This is a genomic window from Curtobacterium oceanosedimentum, from assembly GCF_020297365.1.
Taxonomy (GTDB): Bacteria; Actinomycetota; Actinomycetes; order Actinomycetales; family Microbacteriaceae; genus Curtobacterium.
In genome coordinates this window covers 32,515-51,565 of sequence record NZ_JAIXIG010000017.1, presented here as the reverse complement: position 1 = coordinate 51,565, position 19,051 = coordinate 32,515, and the positions used below count along the sequence as shown (strand labels likewise).

Annotated in this window: 17 protein-coding genes; 9 read left to right on the top strand and 8 right to left on the bottom strand. The window is 69.3% G+C overall.

Translation table 11 applies throughout. The features are described from left to right. Positions 1-40: 40 nt before the first annotated feature. Complete coding sequence (locus LEL83_RS09380; protein WP_225558618.1) at positions 41-1,054, bottom strand: LLM class flavin-dependent oxidoreductase; 1,014 nt, start codon at positions 1,052-1,054, stop codon at positions 41-43. 182 nt (positions 1,055-1,236) lie between these two features. On the opposite strand from LEL83_RS09380, the gene LEL83_RS09375 reads away from it, so the two are divergent. Next, entirely contained in the window at positions 1,237-3,807 is a 2,571-nt protein-coding gene (locus tag LEL83_RS09375) for a DEAD/DEAH box helicase (RefSeq protein ID WP_225558617.1), read from the top strand. A 114-nt stretch (positions 3,808-3,921) separates the two neighbouring features. Then, the gene (locus LEL83_RS09370; RefSeq protein ID WP_182064916.1) at positions 3,922-4,173 is read left to right on the top strand and encodes a DUF6458 family protein; all 252 of its coding nucleotides are present in this window, start codon (positions 3,922-3,924) and stop codon (positions 4,171-4,173) included. Between the two features lie 28 nt (positions 4,174-4,201). On the opposite strand, the gene LEL83_RS09365 is transcribed toward LEL83_RS09370, so the two are convergent. From LEL83_RS09365 to LEL83_RS09350, 4 genes are all read right to left on the bottom strand, one after another. Further along, positions 4,202-4,723 carry a ribonuclease H family protein gene (locus LEL83_RS09365; RefSeq protein WP_198656761.1) on the bottom strand — a complete coding sequence of 174 codons (522 nt, stop codon included), beginning with the start codon at positions 4,721-4,723 and terminating at the stop codon, positions 4,202-4,204. Between the two features lie 92 nt (positions 4,724-4,815). Then, positions 4,816-5,145, bottom strand: coding sequence for a hypothetical protein (locus LEL83_RS09360; RefSeq protein ID WP_225558616.1), 330 nt, complete (start codon positions 5,143-5,145; stop codon positions 4,816-4,818). Positions 5,146-5,226: 81 nt separating this feature from the next. Next, entirely contained in the window at positions 5,227-5,637 is a 411-nt protein-coding gene (locus LEL83_RS09355; RefSeq protein WP_225558615.1) for a hypothetical protein, read from the bottom strand. After that, positions 5,637-6,461, bottom strand: a complete 825-nt coding sequence (locus tag LEL83_RS09350; RefSeq protein ID WP_225558614.1) for a LysM peptidoglycan-binding domain-containing protein — start codon at positions 6,459-6,461, stop codon at positions 5,637-5,639. Before LEL83_RS09350 ends, LEL83_RS09355 begins: the two co-directional genes overlap by 1 nt. Positions 6,462-6,579: 118 nt before the next feature. Between LEL83_RS09350 and LEL83_RS09345 the strand changes: the two genes are divergently transcribed. Beyond that, complete coding sequence (locus tag LEL83_RS09345; RefSeq protein ID WP_225558613.1) at positions 6,580-6,918, top strand: hypothetical protein; 339 nt, start codon at positions 6,580-6,582, stop codon at positions 6,916-6,918. A gap of 5 nt (positions 6,919-6,923) precedes the next feature. On the opposite strand, the gene LEL83_RS09340 is transcribed toward LEL83_RS09345, so the two are convergent. From LEL83_RS09340 to LEL83_RS09330, 3 genes are all read right to left on the bottom strand, one after another. Continuing rightward, positions 6,924-7,496: a hypothetical protein gene (locus LEL83_RS09340; RefSeq protein WP_225558612.1), complete on the bottom strand. Its 573-nt coding sequence runs from the start codon at positions 7,494-7,496 to the stop codon at positions 6,924-6,926. Positions 7,497-7,550: 54 nt separating this feature from the next. Next, positions 7,551-8,369: an aldo/keto reductase gene (locus LEL83_RS09335; RefSeq protein WP_225558611.1), complete on the bottom strand. Its 819-nt coding sequence runs from the start codon at positions 8,367-8,369 to the stop codon at positions 7,551-7,553. 218 nt (positions 8,370-8,587) lie between these two features. Further along, positions 8,588-9,793: an MFS transporter gene (locus tag LEL83_RS09330; protein ID WP_225558610.1), complete on the bottom strand. Its 1,206-nt coding sequence runs from the start codon at positions 9,791-9,793 to the stop codon at positions 8,588-8,590. Positions 9,794-10,114: 321 nt separating this feature from the next. Between LEL83_RS09330 and nrdH the strand changes: the two genes are divergently transcribed. The 6 genes from nrdH (at position 10,115) to LEL83_RS09300 (ending at position 18,964) form a co-directional block, all read left to right on the top strand. Continuing rightward, a complete protein-coding gene (gene nrdH, locus LEL83_RS09325; protein ID WP_017886897.1) occupies positions 10,115-10,348 on the top strand; it encodes a glutaredoxin-like protein NrdH in 234 nt (77 codons plus the stop codon). Between the two features lie 112 nt (positions 10,349-10,460). Then, complete coding sequence (gene nrdI / locus LEL83_RS09320; RefSeq protein ID WP_132100952.1) at positions 10,461-10,877, top strand: class Ib ribonucleoside-diphosphate reductase assembly flavoprotein NrdI; 417 nt, start codon at positions 10,461-10,463, stop codon at positions 10,875-10,877. A gap of 17 nt (positions 10,878-10,894) precedes the next feature. Continuing rightward, positions 10,895-13,000, top strand: a complete 2,106-nt coding sequence (nrdE, locus tag LEL83_RS09315; protein WP_225558609.1) for a class 1b ribonucleoside-diphosphate reductase subunit alpha — start codon at positions 10,895-10,897, stop codon at positions 12,998-13,000. A 97-nt stretch (positions 13,001-13,097) separates the two neighbouring features. Beyond that, the gene (nrdF, locus tag LEL83_RS09310) at positions 13,098-14,099 is read left to right on the top strand and encodes a class 1b ribonucleoside-diphosphate reductase subunit beta (RefSeq protein ID WP_225558608.1); all 1,002 of its coding nucleotides are present in this window, start codon (positions 13,098-13,100) and stop codon (positions 14,097-14,099) included. A gap of 58 nt (positions 14,100-14,157) precedes the next feature. Continuing rightward, complete coding sequence (locus LEL83_RS09305; protein ID WP_225558607.1) at positions 14,158-15,279, top strand: toll/interleukin-1 receptor domain-containing protein; 1,122 nt, start codon at positions 14,158-14,160, stop codon at positions 15,277-15,279. A gap of 727 nt (positions 15,280-16,006) precedes the next feature. After that, positions 16,007-18,964 carry a fibronectin type III domain-containing protein gene (locus tag LEL83_RS09300; RefSeq protein ID WP_225558606.1) on the top strand — a complete coding sequence of 986 codons (2,958 nt, stop codon included), beginning with the start codon at positions 16,007-16,009 and terminating at the stop codon, positions 18,962-18,964. Positions 18,965-19,051 lie beyond the last annotated feature (87 nt).

Below are 19,051 nucleotides of genomic sequence, written 5' to 3'. Positions count from 1 at the left end.
CTCGGCACGGTCCTGCCGGGTGCCCCGTGTCCGCGGAGGGTCAGGCCTGCAGCGCCGGCGCGACCGCTTCGGCGACGATGCGCAGGATCCGCTCGTGTGCCGCCCGGTCGCCGTTCGCCGGCAGGGTGATGACGAGTTCGTCGGTCGCGGTCACCGCCGGGTCGGCGAGCAGGGCGTCGACGATCGCCGCCGGCTCGCCGGACACCACCTTGCTGAACCGGAACGGCGGCGTGCCGGACAGCGGGCGCCCCTCGTCGTCCATGCCGGACGCGTACCCGGTCAGGAACTCCTCGTGCACCGCACGGTCGTGGTCGTCGAGCAGCGGGACGACGATCCGGCCGACGGCGACCTTGGACTCGCGCTGCGGGTGGAGCTCGGCGAAGCGCTCCCGGTACGCGGCGATCTGGTCGGCCTGTGCCTGGGCGAACGGGGCTCCGGTGTCCTCGGTGTTCAGGGTCGAGCAGTGCAGCAGCAGGCCCTTCTCGGCCGTGCGGACCGCCGTGCCCATGCTGCCGCCGCCCCACCAGACGCGGTCGCGCAGGCCCGGGCTGAGCGGCTGCAGGGTCAGGTCGGCACCGGCGGGGATGCTCTCGTAGCCCGCGCCGGCACTGCCGAGGGGGTCGCCCTGCAGGACCTCGAGCAGGCGGGCGGCGCGGGCCTCGGCCTCGTCGCGGAAGCTGCGGTCGACGGTGCCGAACACCGGGTCGAGGATGGGGCCGTACCCGGCGATGCCCGTGCTGATGCCGAGCTGCACCCGACCGCCGCTGAGCAGGTCGGCCGTGCTGGCGTCCTCGGCCAGGCGCACCGGGTCCTCGTACCGCATGCCGAGCACCGCGGTGCCGAACCCGATCGTGCTCGTGCGCTGGGCGGCGGCCGCGAAGAACGTCATCGGGCTCGTCAGGTACGGCTCGAAGTGCCGTCCGCGCACCCACCCCGTGCCGTAGCCGAGCGACTCGGCGGTCTCGAACAGGCGCAGCCCGTCCTCCAGGGCGCCGGCGGCGCCGGCGGTGCCACCGTGGTTCGGGACGAAGGAGAGGAAGCCGAGTTCGCGCATGACGCGAGTCTATGCGCACGTATCGAAATGCGCTCGGGTCCGTGACGTGGCGAACGGGAGGCCCGTGGCGACGCCGCCCCGGGCCTCTCCCCACCGGCACGGCCGGTCCGCCGCTGGCGCGTCGGACCGGAACCGGCGGCGTGGGCCCAGTCCGACACGTGCGCACCTGGGAGGATGGGCACATGACCGACGCCACCACCGTGCCCCCGCTCGTCGCCGCGATCCCGGCGGCGGTGGACGGCGTCGTCGACCCCGACGAGGTCTACGAGGCCTTCGCGGCGTGGGCCGCCGAGGGCGGCCGGCCGCTGTACCCGGCGCAGGACGAAGCGGTCATCGAACTCGTGTCCGGCGCCAACGTCGTGCTGAGCACCCCGACCGGCACCGGGAAGTCGCTCGTGGCGGCCGGCGCGCACTTCGCCGCACTCGCCGAGGGCAAGCGGAGCTACTACACGGCGCCGATCAAGGCGCTGGTGTCCGAGAAGTTCTTCCAGCTCGTCGACCTGTTCGGCGCGCAGAACGTCGGCATGGTCACCGGCGACTCGAGCGTGAACGCCGACGCCCCGATCGTCTGCTGCACCGCCGAGATCCTGGCCAACCTGGCCCTCCGCCAGGGCCCGGACGCCGACGTCGACGTCGTGGTGATGGACGAGTTCCACTTCTACGGCGATCCCGACCGCGGCTGGGCGTGGCAGGTGCCGCTGCTCGTGCTCGAGCGCGCGCAGTTCCTGCTGATGTCCGCCACCCTGGGCGACGTCACCACCATCGCCGACGACCTGTCCCGCCGGACCGGGCGACCGACCGCCCGCGTCACCGGGGTCTCGCGACCGGTGCCGCTCGAGTACGACTACGTGATGACGCCCGTGCAGGAGACCGTCGAACGGCTGCTCGAGGAGGGCAAGGCGCCGATCTACATCGTGCACTTCGCCCAGGCCGCGGCCCTGGAGCGGGCGCAGTCGCTCATGTCGGCTCGCGTCGCTGATCGCGCGCGTCGGGACCAGATCGCGGAAGCGATCGCGGGCTTCCGCTTCAGCGCCGGGTTCGGGCAGACGCTGTCACGACTCATCCGCGCCGGCATCGGCGTGCACCACGCCGGCATGCTGCCGAAGTACCGACGGCTCGTCGAGCAGCTCGCCCAGCGCGGTCTGCTGCCCGTGATCTGCGGCACCGACACCCTGGGCGTCGGCATCAACGTGCCGATCCGGTCGGTGCTGTTCACCGGGCTGACGAAGTTCGACGGCACGAAGATGCGGCAGCTGTCCGCCCGTGAGTTCCACCAGATCGCCGGTCGTGCCGGACGCGCCGGGTACGACACCGAGGGTGACGTCGTCGCCGAGGCACCCGAGCACGACATCGAGAACGCGCGGGCCGTCGCCAAGGCCGGGGACGACCCGAAGAAGAAGAACAAGATCAAGCGGAAGAAGGCACCGGAGGGCTTCGTGTCCTGGGGTCAGGCGTCGTTCGAGCGCCTGATCGCCGCCGAGCCCGAGCCGATGGTGTCGCGCATGCGCATCACGCACGCGATGGTGCTGTCGGTGGTGGCCCGCGGTGGCGACGCGTTCGAGGACGTCCGGGCACTGGTCTACGACAACCACGAGCCCCGGTCCCGTCAGCTCGCCATGGCCCGGCGCGCGCTCGTCATCGCCCGGACGCTCATCAACGCGCGAGTGATCGAGAAGGTCGACGGTGCCTACCGCCTGACGGTCGACGTCGCGCCGAACTTCGCGCTCAACCAGCCGCTGTCACCCTTCGCCCTCGCCGCGTTCGAGCTGCTCGACCCGTCGTCTCCCACCTACGCGCTGGACATGGTGTCCGTCGTCGAGGCCACGCTCGACGACCCGCGGGCGATCCTGTCGCAGCAGCAGTTCAAGGAGCGCGGCGAGGCGGTCGCCCGCATGAAGCAGGAGGGCATCGAGTACGAGGAGCGGATGGAGCTGCTCGAGGAGGTCACCTGGCCTCGCCCGCTGTCCGAGCTGCTGGAGGCGGCGTACGAGGCCTACGCGGCGGAACAGCCGTGGGTCCTCGACTTCACGCTCTCGCCCAAGGCCGTCGTGCGCGACATGTACGAACGGGCGATGACCTTCGGCGACTTCGTGCGCTTCTACCAGCTCACCCGGTCCGAGGGGCTCGTCCTGCGGTACCTGTCGGACGCCTACCGCACCATGCGGCAGACCATCACCGAGGAGCAGCGGACCCAGGAGCTCGACGACCTGATCGAGTGGCTCGGCGAGGTCGTGCGGCAGACGGACTCGTCGCTCGTCGACGAGTGGGAGGCGCTGCTCAACGGTGACGTGCTGCTGGCGTCCGAGGAGCACGAGGAGATCGCCCCGCCGCAGCCCGCCCGGCTCACCGGCAACCCGCGGGCCTTCCGGGTGCTCGTGCGCAACGCCCTGTTCCAGCGGGTGCTGCTCGCCGCCGCCGACGACATCGACGGGCTCGGGGAGCTCGACGCGACCGCCGGGTTCGACCGCTCCGCGTGGGACGCCGTGCTCGAGGAGTACTACGAGGAGCACGACACCATCGGCACCGATGCCGACGCGCGCTCGATGCAGTACCTGGTGGTGGACGAGGCCGGTGCCACCGCCTCACCCCGGGTGTGGAAGGCTCGGCAGATCTTCGCCGACCCGGAGGGCGACAAGGACTTCGGGTTCTCGGCGACGATCGACCTCGACGCGTCGGACGAGGTCGGCGAGGCCGTCGTGCGGGTCACCGAGATCGGGCGGTTCGACGGCTGGGCAGAGGTGGACGTGGACTGAGGGGCGTCGGGCGTCGGGCGTCGGGCCTCGGCTCGGGGCCCGGGGACGCTGCGGCGCGGGTGTCGGCGGACGTGTACCGTCTCCGGCACCACCCCCACCCGAGAGGACTGCGTCATGCGCATCGGATCCAGCATCGCCCTGATCGTCATCGGCGCGATCGTCGCCTTCGCGCTGAACATCCAGCTCGCCGGCATCGACCTCCGCCTGATCGGCTACATCCTGATGGCCGCCGGTGTCGTGCTGCTCATCATCAGCCTGGCCGTCGCGTTCGGCGGTCGACGCACCACGACGACCACCCGCACCGGCGTCGACCCGGCGTCGGGGGAGCAGATCACCCAGCAGGACCGCCGCGACGGCACCTACTGAGCCGCGACGGGGCTCCTCGCCCCGTTCGTCAGAAGAGCGTCGCGGGCGGGGTCGCCTCGGGCAGGGCCTGCGGCTCGGGGACCTCCACGCCGGGCCAGCCCGGACCGTGCGGAACCTCGGTACCGTTCTGGAAGGCGGTCGCAGCACCGCGGGCGCGGACGTCCGCGGCCTCGTTCATCTCGTGGCCGACGTGGCCGCGCACCCACTCGAACGTGACCTTGCGGCCCTGGAGCTCGGCGTCGAGCTCCTTGATGATCTCGACGTTGAGCACGGGCTTGCCGTCGGCCTTGCGCCAGTTCTTGCGCTTCCAGCCGGCCAGCCACTCGGTGCAGGCCTTGATGGCGTACTGGCTGTCGCACAGGATGTGCAGCGGTTCGCCGGAGTCCTTCGTGGCACGGAGCAGCTGCAGCACGGCGGTGAGCTCGCCGATGTTGTTCGTCGCGCGGGGCCAACCGCCTGCGGCCCAGCGGTCGTCGTCGACGTACCAGGCCCAGCCGGCGGGGCCGGGGTTGCCGAGGGCTGAGCCGTCTGCTGCGGCGACGATCGTCACGGTGGGACCTCCTGGTGGTGCCGGGTGCGCGGTGGTGCTGGTCCACCGTAACGGACCGCACCGACGGCTCGGGCTCCAGCGTCCGCTGCGGTTCAGCGCGCGTCGGGGTCCAGGTTGAGGTCGGTGTCCGTGATGAGTTGCGCGCCCGCGTCCGTCGGCAGCGTCGGGTTGAGCCACCGGAGCTGCGCCACCGTCAGACCGAGGCGATCGGCCACCGTCGCCTGCGCATCGTCGGTCGCGACCTGGTACGAGACCGGGACGCCGTCGCGGTCGTGCACCCAGCCGTGGGCCCCCGGTCGAGCCTCGCCCACGACGACACGCAGCGCAGGGTAGGGGTCCGGGATCGTCCAGCGAAGCGGTGCGACCGCGAGGACCGGGACGTCGCCGGTGAGACCGGCGTCCCCGTCGTCCGACGACGGCACGAGCGCGACGCTGTGCAGGTAATCGGGGGTGGGGCCCGCCTCGGACAGCCCGACCGAGGCCGGTGCGCTGGTCGCGGGGTCTCACCGGGCGACCCCGGCGACGTAGCCGCTGCTGTCGCCGCCGCCGTCAGCGTCGCTGCGGCGGAACTCGAGGCGGAGCCACTCGTCGGTCGTGGTCCGGTAGCCGGACAGTTCGGCGTCGAACGTGCCCTGACGGTTCGCGACGACCCGGACGTGCATGCGGGTGCCGCCGTCCGCCGACACGACGTCGGTCTCCGCGGCGACCGCGCCGACGGGCAGGACCTGCGGCGTCTGCGCCTGTTCGCCGGTGGGCGCCGGGCTCGTGCCCGAGGTCCGTCCGGCGCCGTCGACCGACGTCTGCCGGGTCGGGGCCGGGACGGCCTCGTCGCTCGACGCCGAGCACCCCGCCAGCAGCAGCCCCACCAACGCCGACCCGATCGCCGCCGATGCCAGGGTCCGTCTCGCCGGCATCAGCGGCGCACCGGATCGATGTTGAGGAGGCTGCCCTCGAGCAGCCAGTCGTCGTCGCGGGGGTCCGCGTACGGGTTGAGCCAGAGGACCTGCTCCTGCGTGATGCCGAAGCGCTCGGCGACGGTGGACAGCTCGTCGCCGTGCGCCACCCGGTAGTCGGCCGGCCGACCCTCGACGTCGGCGACCGTGCCGTACGCGCCCGGCCGGTCCTTGCCGACGGTCACCCGCATGTCGGGGTACGGGTCCGGCAGGTTCCACTCGAGGTCCGCGGCGGCCAGGACGGAGCCGACCCACGGGCGTTCCGCCGGGTCCTCGTCGGGCACGGAGGTCGGGACCAGCACCACGCTGCGCAGGTAGTCCGGGCGCCCACCGGACTCGGTCATGGTGAAGGACCGCGGCGGGCCACTCGCGGCGGTCCACTCCCGCACGTCGCGCGCGACTGCATCGGCGCCGTCGAGTGGGCTCGCGTGCCGGTGTCGGAACTCCACGCTCATCTGCTGCGGGTTGGTCGTGCGGTAGTCGGACAGCTGCGCGTCGAAGGTCCCGCGGTCGTTCGCCACGATCCGCACGTGCAGGGACGTGTCACCGCTCGGCGAGACGACGTCGGTCTCGGCGGCGACCGTGCCGGCGGGCACGGCCTGCTCGACCGCGACGGGGCGGGTCGTGGCGGTCGGAGCGGGGGCGGGCTCAGCCGTGCGCTGGCTCGACTGTCGCGTCGGCGCCGGGATCGTGTCGTCCCCGCCGAACGCCGTGCAGCCGCTCAGCAGCAGTCCCACCAGTGCCGAGCCGATCACCGCAGTCGTCGCGGTGCGTGTGTGTGCCATCGTTCCCCCTCGCCGCGATCGTAGCGGGGGCACCGATCGCCAGCGAGCGTCGTGACGCAACCGTGTCCGACTCGTTCCCCGGGACGCAGGACTACCGTCCGGTGCAGGAGGACACACCATGAGCGACAACATCCCCGACGTCCGCGGCCCCGAGCCGTCCGACGACCGCGCCCGCACCGACGCACTCCGCGACGCCGCACACAGCGACGACGTCGACGGGGTGAGCGAGCGCGAGCAACGTGCCGCCGACACCGCGTACAGCCCGTCGAGCGAGCGCGAGATGGACGCGTCCCAGACGCAGCAGCGTGACGACGCCGACCTGCGCGAGGACGGCATCGACCCGTCGAAGGTCATCGCGGCCCCCGGGACCGGCGGCGCGGACGACGCGGGTGACGTCGAGCCCGCGCCCGGCGACCTGCACCTGCCGTGGCAGTCCGAGGAGGACCGCCGGGCCTGACCCGCCTAGTGCGCCGCGCGGTCGAGGGCTCGCACGAGTTCCTCGCCGTCGCGGACGTCCCAGAACGCGAACACCTGCTGGCCGAACAATCCGTCGAGCCCGGTGTTCGCGTAGATGCGGCCAGTCGCACCGCCCCCGAGGAACCCCGTCGCACCGCGTGCTTCTCCGGAGTTCCACTCCACCGAACAGTGGCGCCGGCCCCTGGTCCACGTGATCGTGCGATCGGTGCGTTCGACGGGGACATCGCGGGAGCCGCGGCGCGTGATGATCATGGCCCGGCGGGACGTCACGGCATAGACCGTCGTGCGCTTGCGGTGCACCTTGACGAAGAAGCGGCCGAACACGAGGTGCAGGCCGACGAGCGACAGGGCCAGCGGGATGATCACGACCGGGACCGGGGCGCCACTCAGCGGTATCTGGACCAGCGAGGTCAGGACGAATCCGGTCCAGAGCAGTGAGAACGGCACGAGGAACCCGTCGCGGCCCGTGAAGAGCTTCGCGGGATCACCGGTACCCGCCCAGTACAGCTGCTCGTCGGGTCGGAGATGCTCACGGGCGGTCTGCTGAGGATCGATCACCCCTCGACAGTACGGGCCGGTCGCCGGAGCTGCTGGACGGCACGTACCCCGCCGCTACGACACCGAGTCGGGGTGCGAGCCCGTCCGCTGCCCGGACTCGAGCGTCGCGATCGCCGCCAGTTCGTCGTCGGAGAGCGTGAACCCCTGCACGTCGAGGTTGGACCGGATCCGCGACGGCGTCACCGACTTCGGCAGCACCACGACGCCCTGTTGCACGTTCCAGCGCACGAGCACCTGCGCCACGCTCACCCCGTGCGCATCCGCGATGCCGGTCAGCACGGGGTCGTCGACCAGGCGTCCACGCCCGAGCGGTGACCAGGCTCCGGTCGCGATGTCGTGCTCGCGGTGGAAGGCGATGAGCTCGTGCTGGGGCAGCCAGGGGTGCCGTTCGACCTGGTTGAGCGCCGGGACCTCGCCGGTCTCGTCGATGAGCCGCTGCAGGTGCGGCACCTGGAAGTTCGAGACACCGATGCTCCGAGCCCGGCCCGACTCGCGCAGCTCGACCAGGGTCTGCCAGGTCTCGACGTAGCGGTCGTTCGCCGCCGCCGGCCAGTGGATCAGGTAGAGGTCGACGGCGTCGAGCCCCAACCGCTGCAGGCTGCCGTCGAACGCGCGCAGGGTCGCGTCGCGCCCCTGGTGGTCGTTCCACACCTTCGTCGTCACGAAGACGTCGTCGCGGTCCAGCCCGGAGGCCCGGATCGCGTTGCCGACGCCGGTCTCGTTGCCGTACATCTCGGCGGTGTCGACGTGTCGGTAGCCGGCGTCGAGCGCGAGACCGACGGCCGTCTCGGCTCCGGCGTCGTCGACCTTGTAGACGCCGAAGCCGATCGCGGGGATCGACCGCCCGTCGCGGAGGGAGACTGGAGTGACCATGCACCCATCCTGCCCGTGTCCGGCGGGGGTGCGCCGGGCCTCCAGGCCGTCCGTGGAGGACGTGAGCCGCCTGACGGGCTGTGGAGGGACGGGTTGTGCGGTCGGTGCGACGAAGTCGGTGTCGTACGACGTCGACATCGTCGCGCCACGCGCCGGACCGCGCGCGACCCGGCGGCACGCCGACACGTCGCGCGGCACCGCGGACCGGAGGGCGTGCCTCAGGTGGGGAGGGTGACCGGCTCGGTGTCGGGCAGGGGGCTCGCGTCACGACCGCGCAGGTCGGGGAGCCAGCTCCGCATTGCCAGGGGCAGCACCACGCCGAGGCCGGCCATGACCGCGCCGACGGTGAAGCCGCCGACCGGGCCGTTGCTGTCGATCAGGAAGCCCGCGACCGCGGAACCACCCGCCGCGCCGATCAGCTGACCGGTGCCCATCCAGCCGTAGGCCTCGGCGGTGTCGGAGAACTTGACCGTCGCCGACACCGACCCGAACATCACCGCGAGGGCCGGCGCGATGCCCACACCCGCGATGACGAGGGCCAGGCAGAGCCACCAGAAGTTGGTGCCGCCGAGGGCCAGCGTGAGGCCGACGAAGACGACGGCCATGCGCGTCCAGAGCGTGTTGCGCGAGATCGGCCGGTGTCCGAACGCCAGGCCGCCGACGAGCGACCCGACCGCGAACACGGCCAGCACGATGCCGGCGTTCGGGCTGCCCTCGCCGAAGACGCTCGTCACGCTCGCCTCGACCGCGGAGCAGGCGCCGATGAGCAGCAGGCCGGTCAGGGTGGCGACGACGACCGAGGGGCGCTTGAGCACGACGCCGAACGCCCGCTTCGACCGGGGGATGCGGACGCGGCCGAGCTCGGGCGAGGCGATGAACCACACGCCGCCGATCACCAGGAAGACCATGGCGACGACGATCGCCTCGACCGTGCCGATCTGCGTCGCGACGAACGTGGTGATGACCGGACCGGCGACCCAGATGAGCTCCTGCGCGCTGGCGTCGAGCGAGAACAGGGGTGTGAGCTGCGACGACGTCACCATCTTGGGGTAGATGGTGCGCACCGCCGGCTGCACGGGCGGCACCGCCAGGCCGCCCAGGAACCCGACCACCACGTACGCCCACAGGGGCATGGTGGAGAAGGCGATGACGGCCATGCTGAGCAGCGCGACGATGCTCGTCAGCACCAGGACCGGGCGCATGCCCCAGCTGCCCATCCAGCGGCTGGTGAGCGGACCCGCGATCGCCTGGCCGATGCTCGTCGTCGCGAGCACGAGACCGGCGGCGCCGTACGAGTCGAAGACGTGCTCGACGTGCAGCAGGTAGGCCAGCGACAGCATCCCGAACGGGAACCGCGCGGTGAGCTGTGCAGCGATGACTCGACCCACGCCGGGGGTCTTCAGGAGGGGGCCGTACGTACTCACGAGACGAGTGTACGGACCGGACGGATCGGGCTGTCACCCGTCCGGGGGAGGGTGCTTCCGCGACACGCCGAACGGTCGGTTTCCACACTTGTGGAGGAGTGCCTCCACAACACGTGGAGAGTGTCGGTGGCCGATGCGAGAGTGGCGGAAAACCGGGCTTCGCGGAATGTCCACACTGTGGATCGGGTTGTGGAGAACTACAGGGGTGTAACACTTCCTCTAGTGGTCCGACGGTTCGTCGGGCACAACATGTAGTAGCGTCGTCCTCAGCACCGCACACGAACTTCGGACCCCGAACGGGCCCAGAAACCAGGGGAAAACATGGCTGTCACCGTCTACACCAAGCCGTCCTGCGTCCAGTGCACCGCGACGTACCGGGCCCTCGACAACAAGGGCATCGAGTACGAAGTGCACGACGTCTCCACCGACGAGGCAGCGCTCGAGCACGTCAAGAGCCTGGGCTACATGCAGGCCCCCGTCGTCGTGACCGACGACGACCACTGGTCGGGCTTCCGTCCCGACAAGATCGCGACGCTCAGCGCCGAACTCGCGTGAGTCGGTGCGGGTCCCGTCGGACCCGCACCACCCACCGCCGGCCTGGAGGCGCGACCCGCCTCCGCCAGGTCGCCCCGGTCCGTCCGTCCGCACCTTTCCAGAGGAGCGCACCATGAGCCGATTGGTCTACTTCTCGAGCGTGTCCGGGTACACCGCACGCTTCGTCGAGAAGCTCGGCCGCGACGCGGACCGGATCCCGCTCTACCCGAGTGAGCCCTTCCTGCACGTCGACGAGCCCTACGTCCTGGTGCTGCCCACCTACGGTGGCGGCAACGGCGAGGGGGCCGTGCCCAAGCAGGTCATCAAGTTCCTCAACGACGCGCACAACCGCTCGCTCATCCGCGGCGTGGTCGTGGGCGGCAACACGAACTTCGGCGAGGCCTACGGCCTGGCAGGGGACGTCATCGCACGCAAGTGCAACGTCCCCCTTCTCTATCGATTCGAACTCTTCGGGACCCCTGACGACGTGTCGGCGGTCAACTCAGGATTGGATGCATTTTGGACGCAGCAGTTGCAGACGTCGATCTGACGTCGCCGCAGACGGGGATGGACTACCACTCCCTCAACGCGATGCTCAACCTCTACGACGCGGACGGGAACATCCAGTTCGACAAGGATCGTGAGGCGGCCAAGCAGTTCTTCCTGCAGCACGTCAACCAGAACACCGTCTTCTTCCACAACCTGAAGGAGCGGCTCGACTACCTGGTCGACAACGAGTACTACGAGCGCGAGACGATCGACATGTACTCGCTGGACTTCATCCAGCAGCTCAACGACCTGGCGTACTCGAAGAAGTTCCGGTTCCAGACGTTCCTCGGTGCGTTCAAGTACTACACGAGCTACACGCTCAAGACGTTCGACGGCAAGCGGTACCTGGAGCGCTTCGAGGACCGCGTCGTCATGACCGCCCTCGGCCTGGCCCAGGGCAACGAGCAGCTCGCGATCGACCTGGTCGAAGAGATCATCGCCGGCCGCTTCCAGCCCGCGACCCCCACGTTCCTCAACACGGCGAAGGCCCAGCGCGGCGAGCTCGTCTCCTGCTTCCTCCTCCGCATCGAGGACAACATGGAGTCGATCTCGCGCGGCATCAACTCCTCGCTGCAGCTCTCGAAGCGCGGCGGCGGCGTGGCCCTGCTGCTGTCGAACATCCGCGAGGCCGGCGCCCCGATCAAGCAGATCGAGAACCAGTCGTCGGGCATCATCCCCGTGATGAAGCTGCTGGAAGACTCCTTCTCGTACGCGAACCAGCTCGGTGCGCGTCAGGGTGCCGGTGCCGTCTACCTGTCGGCGCACCACCCGGACATCATGAAGTTCCTCGACACCAAGCGCGAGAACGCCGACGAGAAGATCCGCATCAAGACGCTGTCGCTCGGCGTCGTCGTGCCGGACATCACGTTCGAGCTCGCGAAGAACAACGAGGACATGTACCTGTTCTCGCCGTACGACGTCGAGAAGGTCTACGGCGTCCCCTTCGGTGACGTCCCGATCTCCGAGAACTACCGCGCGATGGTCGACGACTCGCGCATCAAGAAGACGAAGATCAAGGCGCGTGACTTCTTCACGACCATCGCCGAGATCCAGTTCGAGTCGGGCTACCCGTACATCGTGTTCGAGGACACGGTGAACAAGGCCAACCCGATCAAGGGTCGGATCAACATGTCCAACCTGTGCTCGGAGATCCTGCAGGTCAACACCCCGACGACCTTCAACGAGGACCTGTCCTACAAGGAGATCGGCAAGGACATCTCCTGCAACCTGGGCTCGCTGAACATCGCGCTGACCATGGACTCGCCGGACTTCGGCAAGACCATCGAGACGGCCATCCGCGGCCTGACCTCGGTCTCGCAGATGTCGCACATCACCTCGGTGCGGAGCGTCGAGGACGGCAACGACAAGTCGCACGCCATCGGTCTCGGCCAGATGAACCTGCACGGCTACCTGGCTCGTGAGCGCGTCTACTACGGCTCCGAAGAAGGCATCGACTTCACGAACATCTACTTCTACACGGTGCTGTTCCACGCCCTGCGCGCCTCGAACAACATCGCGATCGAGACGGGGGAGACCTTCGACGGCTTCCGCGACTCGAAGTACGCGTCGGGAGAGTTCTTCGACAAGTACACCGACCAGGCGTGGACGCCGGCCACCCAGCGCGTCGCCTCGCTGTTCGACAACGCGAACATCACGATCCCGACGCAGGACGACTGGAAGGCGCTGAAGGCGTCCATCCAGGAGCACGGCATCTACAACCAGAACCTGCAGGCCGTCCCGCCGACCGGTTCGATCTCGTACATCAACCACTCGACGTCGTCGATCCACCCGATCGCGTCGAAGATCGAGATCCGCAAGGAAGGCAAGCTCGGCCGCGTCTACTACCCGGCGCCGTTCATGACGAACGACAACCTGGACTACTACCAAGACGCGTACGAGATCGGCCCGGAGAAGATCATCGACACGTACGCCGCGGCGACGCAGCACGTGGACCAGGGCCTGTCCCTGACGCTGTTCTTCAAGGACACCGCCACCACGCGCGACATCAACAAGGCGCAGATCTACGCATGGCGCAAGGGCATCAAGACGATCTACTACATCCGTCTGCGCCAGCTCGCCCTCGAGGGCACCGAGGTCGAGGGCTGCGTCAGCTGCATGCTGTAGAGCTGTTGCTCTCTTCCTGGAGGCGCGGGGCGGGCCCCGCCCCGCGCCTCCAGTCCGTTCGATCGTTCTGTCCACCACCACCACCCGGAAGAAAGCCATGACCCTCACCGACCCGGTCCACGCCACGGGCAAGTCCATCCCGCTGATCAGCGCGGTCAGTGCCATCAACTGGAACCGCATCCTGGACGACAAGGACGTCGAGGTCTGGAACCGGCTGGTCAACAACTTCTGGCTGCCCGAGAAGGTGCCGCTGTCGAACGACGTGCAGTCGTGGAACACCCTGACGCCCGAGGAGCAGCAGCTCACCATGCGGGTCTTCACCGGCCTGACGCTGCTCGACACCATCCAGGGCACCGTCGGCGCGATCAGCCTGATCCCCGACGCGATCACCCCGCACGAAGAAGCCGTCTACACGAACATCGCGTTCATGGAGTCGGTGCACGCGAAGAGCTACTCGTCGATCTTCTCGACGCTGGCCTCGACGCCCGAGATCGACGACGCCTTCCGCTGGTCCACCGAGAACGTGAACCTGCAGAAGAAGGCCCAGATCGTCCTCGACTACTACACCGGTGACGACCCCCTGAAGCGCAAGGTCGCCTCGACGCTGCTCGAGTCGTTCCTGTTCTACTCCGGCTTCTACCTGCCGATGTACTGGTCCTCGCGCGCGAAGCTCACGAACACCGCTGACCTGATCCGCCTGATCATCCGCGACGAAGCCGTGCACGGGTACTACATCGGGTACAAGTTCCAGAAGGGCCTCGAGGGCGCCTCGGAAGAGCGCAAGCAGGAGATCAAGGACTACACGTTCAACCTGCTGTTCGAGCTCTACGAGAACGAGGTGCAGTACACGCAGGACCTGTACGACGGTGTCGGGCTGACCGAGGACGTCAAGAAGTTCCTGCACTACAACGCCAACAAGGCGCTGATGAACCTGGGCTACGAGCCGATGTTCCCCAAGGAGACGACGGACGTGAACCCGGCGATCCTGTCGGCGTTGTCGCCGAACGCGGACGAGAACCACGACTTCTTCTCGGGGTCGGGGTCGTCGTACGTCATCGGCAAGGCGGAGAAGACCGAGGACGAGGACTGGGACTTCTGAGCCTCAACGTGAACTTGCTTCGGCCTCTTCCGGACCAGCAAGAGAAAGAGAGTTCGACGTGGCTCAGATAGATGGTTTCTGGTCTTATGTCCACGTAGATGACGACGCAGAATCTGGGCGCATAGCCGACCTTGCTCGCGACGTCGCTGCGCAGTTCGAGATGCTCACTGGCGAGGCAATCAATCTGTTCCTCGACCGCGACAACCTCACCTGGGGTGATGACTGGCGCCCGAAGATAGATGATGGTCTCTCGTCGATTGCCTTCTTCATCCCGGTAATCACTCCGCGCTACTTCAAGAGTGCTGAATGTCGGCGGGAGCTCAACTTCTTCGCGAGAAACGCGGAAAAGTTAGGGGTCAAAGAACTTGTACTGCCGATTCTGTATGTGGACTTTCCGGGACTTCACGAGGATCCACAGACCGACGATCTCATGGCTTTGGTTGCTCGCTTTCAGTGGGTTGATTGGACTTCGCTTCGATTCGCGGACCGCCAGTCCGGAGATTACAAGCGGGCAGTTTCGGGCCTCGCGGAACGGCTTGTGGCCGCCAATGCCGCAGCAGATCAAGCAGTGGCGAGTGGTGAGGTTATCGCTGCCGCGGCGTCGGCGGAGGCGCAACTCGACGAATCGGGCACTCTCGACAAGCTAGGATTGATGGAGACAGCTTTACCCGACCTGACTGAGACCGTTCTCTCGATTGGCCAAACGATCGAGGAGATCGGTCGAGCAATGAGTGCGGCGGCTGGGGACATTGACAAGCAAAATGCGCAGGGGTCTGGTATTGCTGCGCGCCTGACGGTTGCGCGTAAATTGTCGGAAGGGCTTGTGTCACCGGCTCGCGAAATTCGCGCGCAAGGCAACCACTTCGCCACCTTGCTGCATGACGTAGATGAGGGAGTCCGGATCATCATCCAAGGGGCCCCCGCGGAAGTCGAAGCCACGCCGGGATCGAAGGCCAACTTCGAGGAATTTTTCGCTACGGTACGAAACATGGTGGCGCAGTCCGAAGTTGGACTGGGCGCAGTTCGTTCAATGGTCGAGACCCTTGAGCCTCTTGAGAAGTCCTCCCGGGATCTCAGGGGACCAATTCGCACTCTCCGTGAGGGACTGACGCTTCTCGTCGAGGGTCTGAATGTTATGCGGGCATGGATCTCCCTCATGGATGAGGTGTCGCTGGCATAGGAAGCTGCTCGTGGGCGGAGCGCCTCGGCGACTTCGGCCAGCGGCTTGCGGTTGAACGTGGTCGCTGCAGCGCGCGGGCCAGGGTCCTCGTCGAGTGCGCTGGCTCTGGCGGCGAGGCCGATCGGAGCAACGCAACGGTCGGAGTGCAGGGTGGATGCGCAGACGGCAGGCTAGGCGGATGCGGACGCCGGGGCGCTCGGCACCTACTTCTGTGCGGTCATCGAGGGGATGGTGGCGATCAGACGTGTCGGGACCTCACGAGCGGCCCTCCTGCAGGTGGGGCTCGCGAGCCTTGCTGCCCTGCCGGTCACTCCGCTCGGCGCAGAGCACCTCGGCACGGCGGACGGTCCCTGGAACTGAGCGTCGTCACGCGCCGGGGTGACGCGGCGCCGACGTGACCGGCGGGGCGGGCCGCTGACGCGCCTCCAGTCCGGGTCTGGAGGCACGCATCCAGCGGGCGCGACGGCGCGGGTTCCAGAACTGCTCACGCAGGCGGCGTCGCCCCGCGCCCTCAGTGTCGTTCGCGCCAGCCGGGCCGGTGCCCATGCCGGTCGGAGCGAAGCCGCGCCTCCAGGCCAGCGCACCAGCCGAGCACCCGCCGAAGCAACGTGCACGGCGGCTGATCGCCCTGCTTGGCCCCCACACGGGAGGAAGCGCAACCCGAGTTCCCCTCGGTACGGTGAGCGCAACCGTGACCGCATCGGTCGCATCCACCCGAAGGATCCCCGTGCTCTCACGCTCCGCGAGGCCTCGTCGCCGTGCCCGGCTCTCGGCAGCGGCGCTCGCCGCAGCCCTCGTCGGCTCGCTCACCTTGATCGCTGCCCCCGCCGCGCAGGCGGCTCCGGCCACCGGCACGATCGACCGCGCGACGGAGAAGCAGTGGTCCGGGCTCAGTTTCCCGGCCGGCTCCGGCCAGGTCTACGTCCCCAGCCGGAGCGGTCAGCTCACCGGCGCCGACATCAACTGGTGGCCGTACGGCGCGACCAACGTGACCGGCCTCGTCTCGGTGTACGCGGGCTCATCGGCGACGGGCACGGCGCTCGCCACCGGGACCATCTCGCAAGCGGGGGGCTGGCAGACGGTCTCCTTCGCGACGCCTCCGACCGTCACGGCCGGCTCGACCTACTTCTTCGCGCTTCCCAAGGGCTCGGTCTACACCAGCAACGCTCCGGCCCCTGGTGAGGGGCTGATCGCCGGCGGCCGCAGCTCCGTCGGCTTCGAGTCCTTCAACTACCGCACCTACGTCTTGACGATCCCGGCGCCCGGGACCTTCACCGCGACTGCCGGTGACGGTACTGCCGCGCTCTCGTGGACCGCGCCGACACCGCCGGCGGACACCACCGTGACCGGGTACGAGACCGAGTACGCCGAGCACGGTTCCGGCTCGTGGAGCGCGCCCGCCGCGACCACGGCGACGACCGCGACGGTCACCGGCCTGACGGACGGCACCGCGTACGACTTCCGGGTCCGGGCGACCACCGACCGCGGCCCCGGGCTGTGGAGCGCCACTGCGACCGCGACACCCATGGGCGACTTCGCGGGCGGCTCGCTGACGATCGATGACGCCAAACTGGCGGTCGGCAAGAGCGTGACCGCGAGCTCGGACGGCTGGACCCCGGCCCCGAGCCTCACCTGGTCGTGGACTGTCGACGGCGCCCCGGTGAGCACCGCGGCGACGTACACGCCGACCCCGGATGCCCTCGGCAAGGCCGTGCAGGTCACCGTGACCGCGAACGCCGTCGGGCGTCACACCGCCACGAAGACCGCAGACCTCGGCACCGTCGGCTCCGGCACGATCGCTCCGGGCACCGTCCGGATCGCCGATGCCCGAGACGCCACGGTCGGCTCGTCCGCGAAGGCCGGTACAGTCCTCACCGCGTCGCTCCCCGCGGTCGTCCCCACCGACGCCGCGGTGCGCTACCAGTGGTACCGCGACAGCACGAACGTCCAGATCCCCGGCGCGACCACCGAGCAGTACACGGTCACCGGCCGTGACGCGATCGGCGGGCACGAGGTCTTCGTCATCGCCTCGGTCACCTCGCGCGGGTACACCGCGACGACCGCGACCTCGGACACCGTCGCCGCTACCTCCGGCACGCAGACCGGCACCGTCGCGACCGGTGCTGCCACGGTCGCCGAGCCGATCACGGCGACGACCAGCGGGTGGACGCCGGCCGGCGCCGAGGTCGCGCTGCAGTGGTTCGACGGCGACCGGGCGCTCGCCGGCGCGACCTCGGCGAGCTACACACCGACCGCCGCGCAGGCCGGTCACTCCCTGCACGTCGTTGCGACCGGCACCGCCGAGGGCTACGACCGGTACTCCGTCGCCAGCACTCCGGCCCTGGTGGGCGAGGGGCGGCAGCACGGTACCGTCGGCATCGACGGCGACCCTGCGGTCGGTACCGCCCTCACCGTCACGGACACCGGCTGGCTCGAGGGCACGTCCTTCGACCGCCGGTGGACCCGCGACGGCGTCGCCATCGTTGGTGCGACCGGCGTCACGTACACGCCCACGGCCGACGACGTCGACGCAGTGCTCGGCGTCACGGTGGCCGGGCACCTCGACGGCTACACCGACCGCACGGTCGACGCAGCCACCGACGTCGCCGTGATCGCCGGCACGCAGCACGCCTCGGCCATGATCGAGGCCACCGGCACCGCGCAGGTCGGTGCCGAGCTCACCGCGCGCAGCACCGGATGGGTCGAGGGCACCGAGCTCTCCTACCGCTGGCTCAGTGACGGCACCGCCGTCGACGGCGCGACGAGCCGGACCTACACCCCCGTCGAGGCGGACCTCGGCCACGTCGTCAGCGTCGAGGTCACCGGCACCCTCTCCGGGTGGGAGCCCCTCACCGTTACCTCCGACGGCACCGTGCCGGTTGCCGGGATCCCCGCGACCACCACCCCGGAGAGCACCCTTCCGACGACGGTCGTGGCCGGCGAACCGTTCCGCTACCACGTGGACGTCGCTGGGTCCCCGGCACCGACCGTGACCTTCGACGGTGACCTGCCCGCGGGGCTGACCTTCGACGCGGCGACCGGCGACATCACCGGTGTGGCGACGAAGGCCGGACACTGGGTCGTCCGGATCACCGCGACCAACGGAGTCGGCTTCCCCGCGGTCTCCACGGTCACGATCGACGTCGCCCCGGGCGAGCTCGACGCGCTCACGCTGACCACGCGCGGCACGGGGAACGAGGACGGTACGGTCACGGCGGAACAGGGATCGACGATCCGGGTCGACGCGATCGGTGCCGACGCCTTCGGCAACGAGCTCGTGACGCCCGGCGACGTGACGCTCACCAGCAGCGTGGCATCGGACGAGATCGACGGTGCGACCGTGACGTTCCACCACGCCTCGCCGCACGTGATCACGGCGACGGTCGGAGCGGTCAGCGCGTCGATGCTCGTCGAGGTGAGCCCGACCGCGGTCGTCACGCCGCCGACGACGACGGACCCAACGAACCCGACGGAGCCGACGGTTCCTGCTGCGGAGCCCACGACGGGTGCCGTCGTCGCTCCGGTCGACGACCGGAGCGGTCAGGCCACCACGACGCCGGACGCGGACGAGCTGGCGTACACCGGCGCCGAGGGCGCTGGTCCGGCGGCCGTCGCGGCGCTCCTCGCCGTGGTCCTCGGCCTGTGCCTCCGCAGCGGTGTCCGCAGGAGCCGCCAGCGGTCCTGACCGGATCACTTGACGGACTGGAGGCGGTGCTCACCTGGTGAGCACCGCCTCCAGTCCGTCGTGTCGCCGCTGTCCACGGCCAGGCCG

What these genes read in the sequence shown, in the direction of transcription:
- LEL83_RS09380 (WP_225558618.1), bottom strand. Translation starts at nt 1,054, where the DNA reads ATGCGCGAACTCGGCTTCCTCTCCTTCGTCCCGAACCACGGTGGCACC.
- LEL83_RS09375 (WP_225558617.1), top strand. Translation starts at nt 1,237, where the DNA reads ATGACCGACGCCACCACCGTGCCCCCGCTCGTCGCCGCGATCCCGGCG.
- LEL83_RS09370 (WP_182064916.1), top strand. Translation starts at nt 3,922, where the DNA reads ATGCGCATCGGATCCAGCATCGCCCTGATCGTCATCGGCGCGATCGTC.
- LEL83_RS09355 (WP_225558615.1), bottom strand. Translation starts at nt 5,637, where the DNA reads ATGCCGGCGAGACGGACCCTGGCATCGGCGGCGATCGGGTCGGCGTTG.
- LEL83_RS09350 (WP_225558614.1), bottom strand. Translation starts at nt 6,461, where the DNA reads ATGGCACACACACGCACCGCGACGACTGCGGTGATCGGCTCGGCACTG.
- LEL83_RS09345 (WP_225558613.1), top strand. Translation starts at nt 6,580, where the DNA reads ATGAGCGACAACATCCCCGACGTCCGCGGCCCCGAGCCGTCCGACGAC.
- LEL83_RS09335 (WP_225558611.1), bottom strand. Translation starts at nt 8,369, where the DNA reads ATGGTCACTCCAGTCTCCCTCCGCGACGGGCGGTCGATCCCCGCGATC.
- nrdH (WP_017886897.1), top strand. Translation starts at nt 10,115, where the DNA reads ATGGCTGTCACCGTCTACACCAAGCCGTCCTGCGTCCAGTGCACCGCG.
- nrdI (WP_132100952.1), top strand. Translation starts at nt 10,461, where the DNA reads ATGAGCCGATTGGTCTACTTCTCGAGCGTGTCCGGGTACACCGCACGC.
- nrdE (WP_225558609.1), top strand. Translation starts at nt 10,895, where the DNA reads ATGGACTACCACTCCCTCAACGCGATGCTCAACCTCTACGACGCGGAC.
- nrdF (WP_225558608.1), top strand. Translation starts at nt 13,098, where the DNA reads ATGACCCTCACCGACCCGGTCCACGCCACGGGCAAGTCCATCCCGCTG.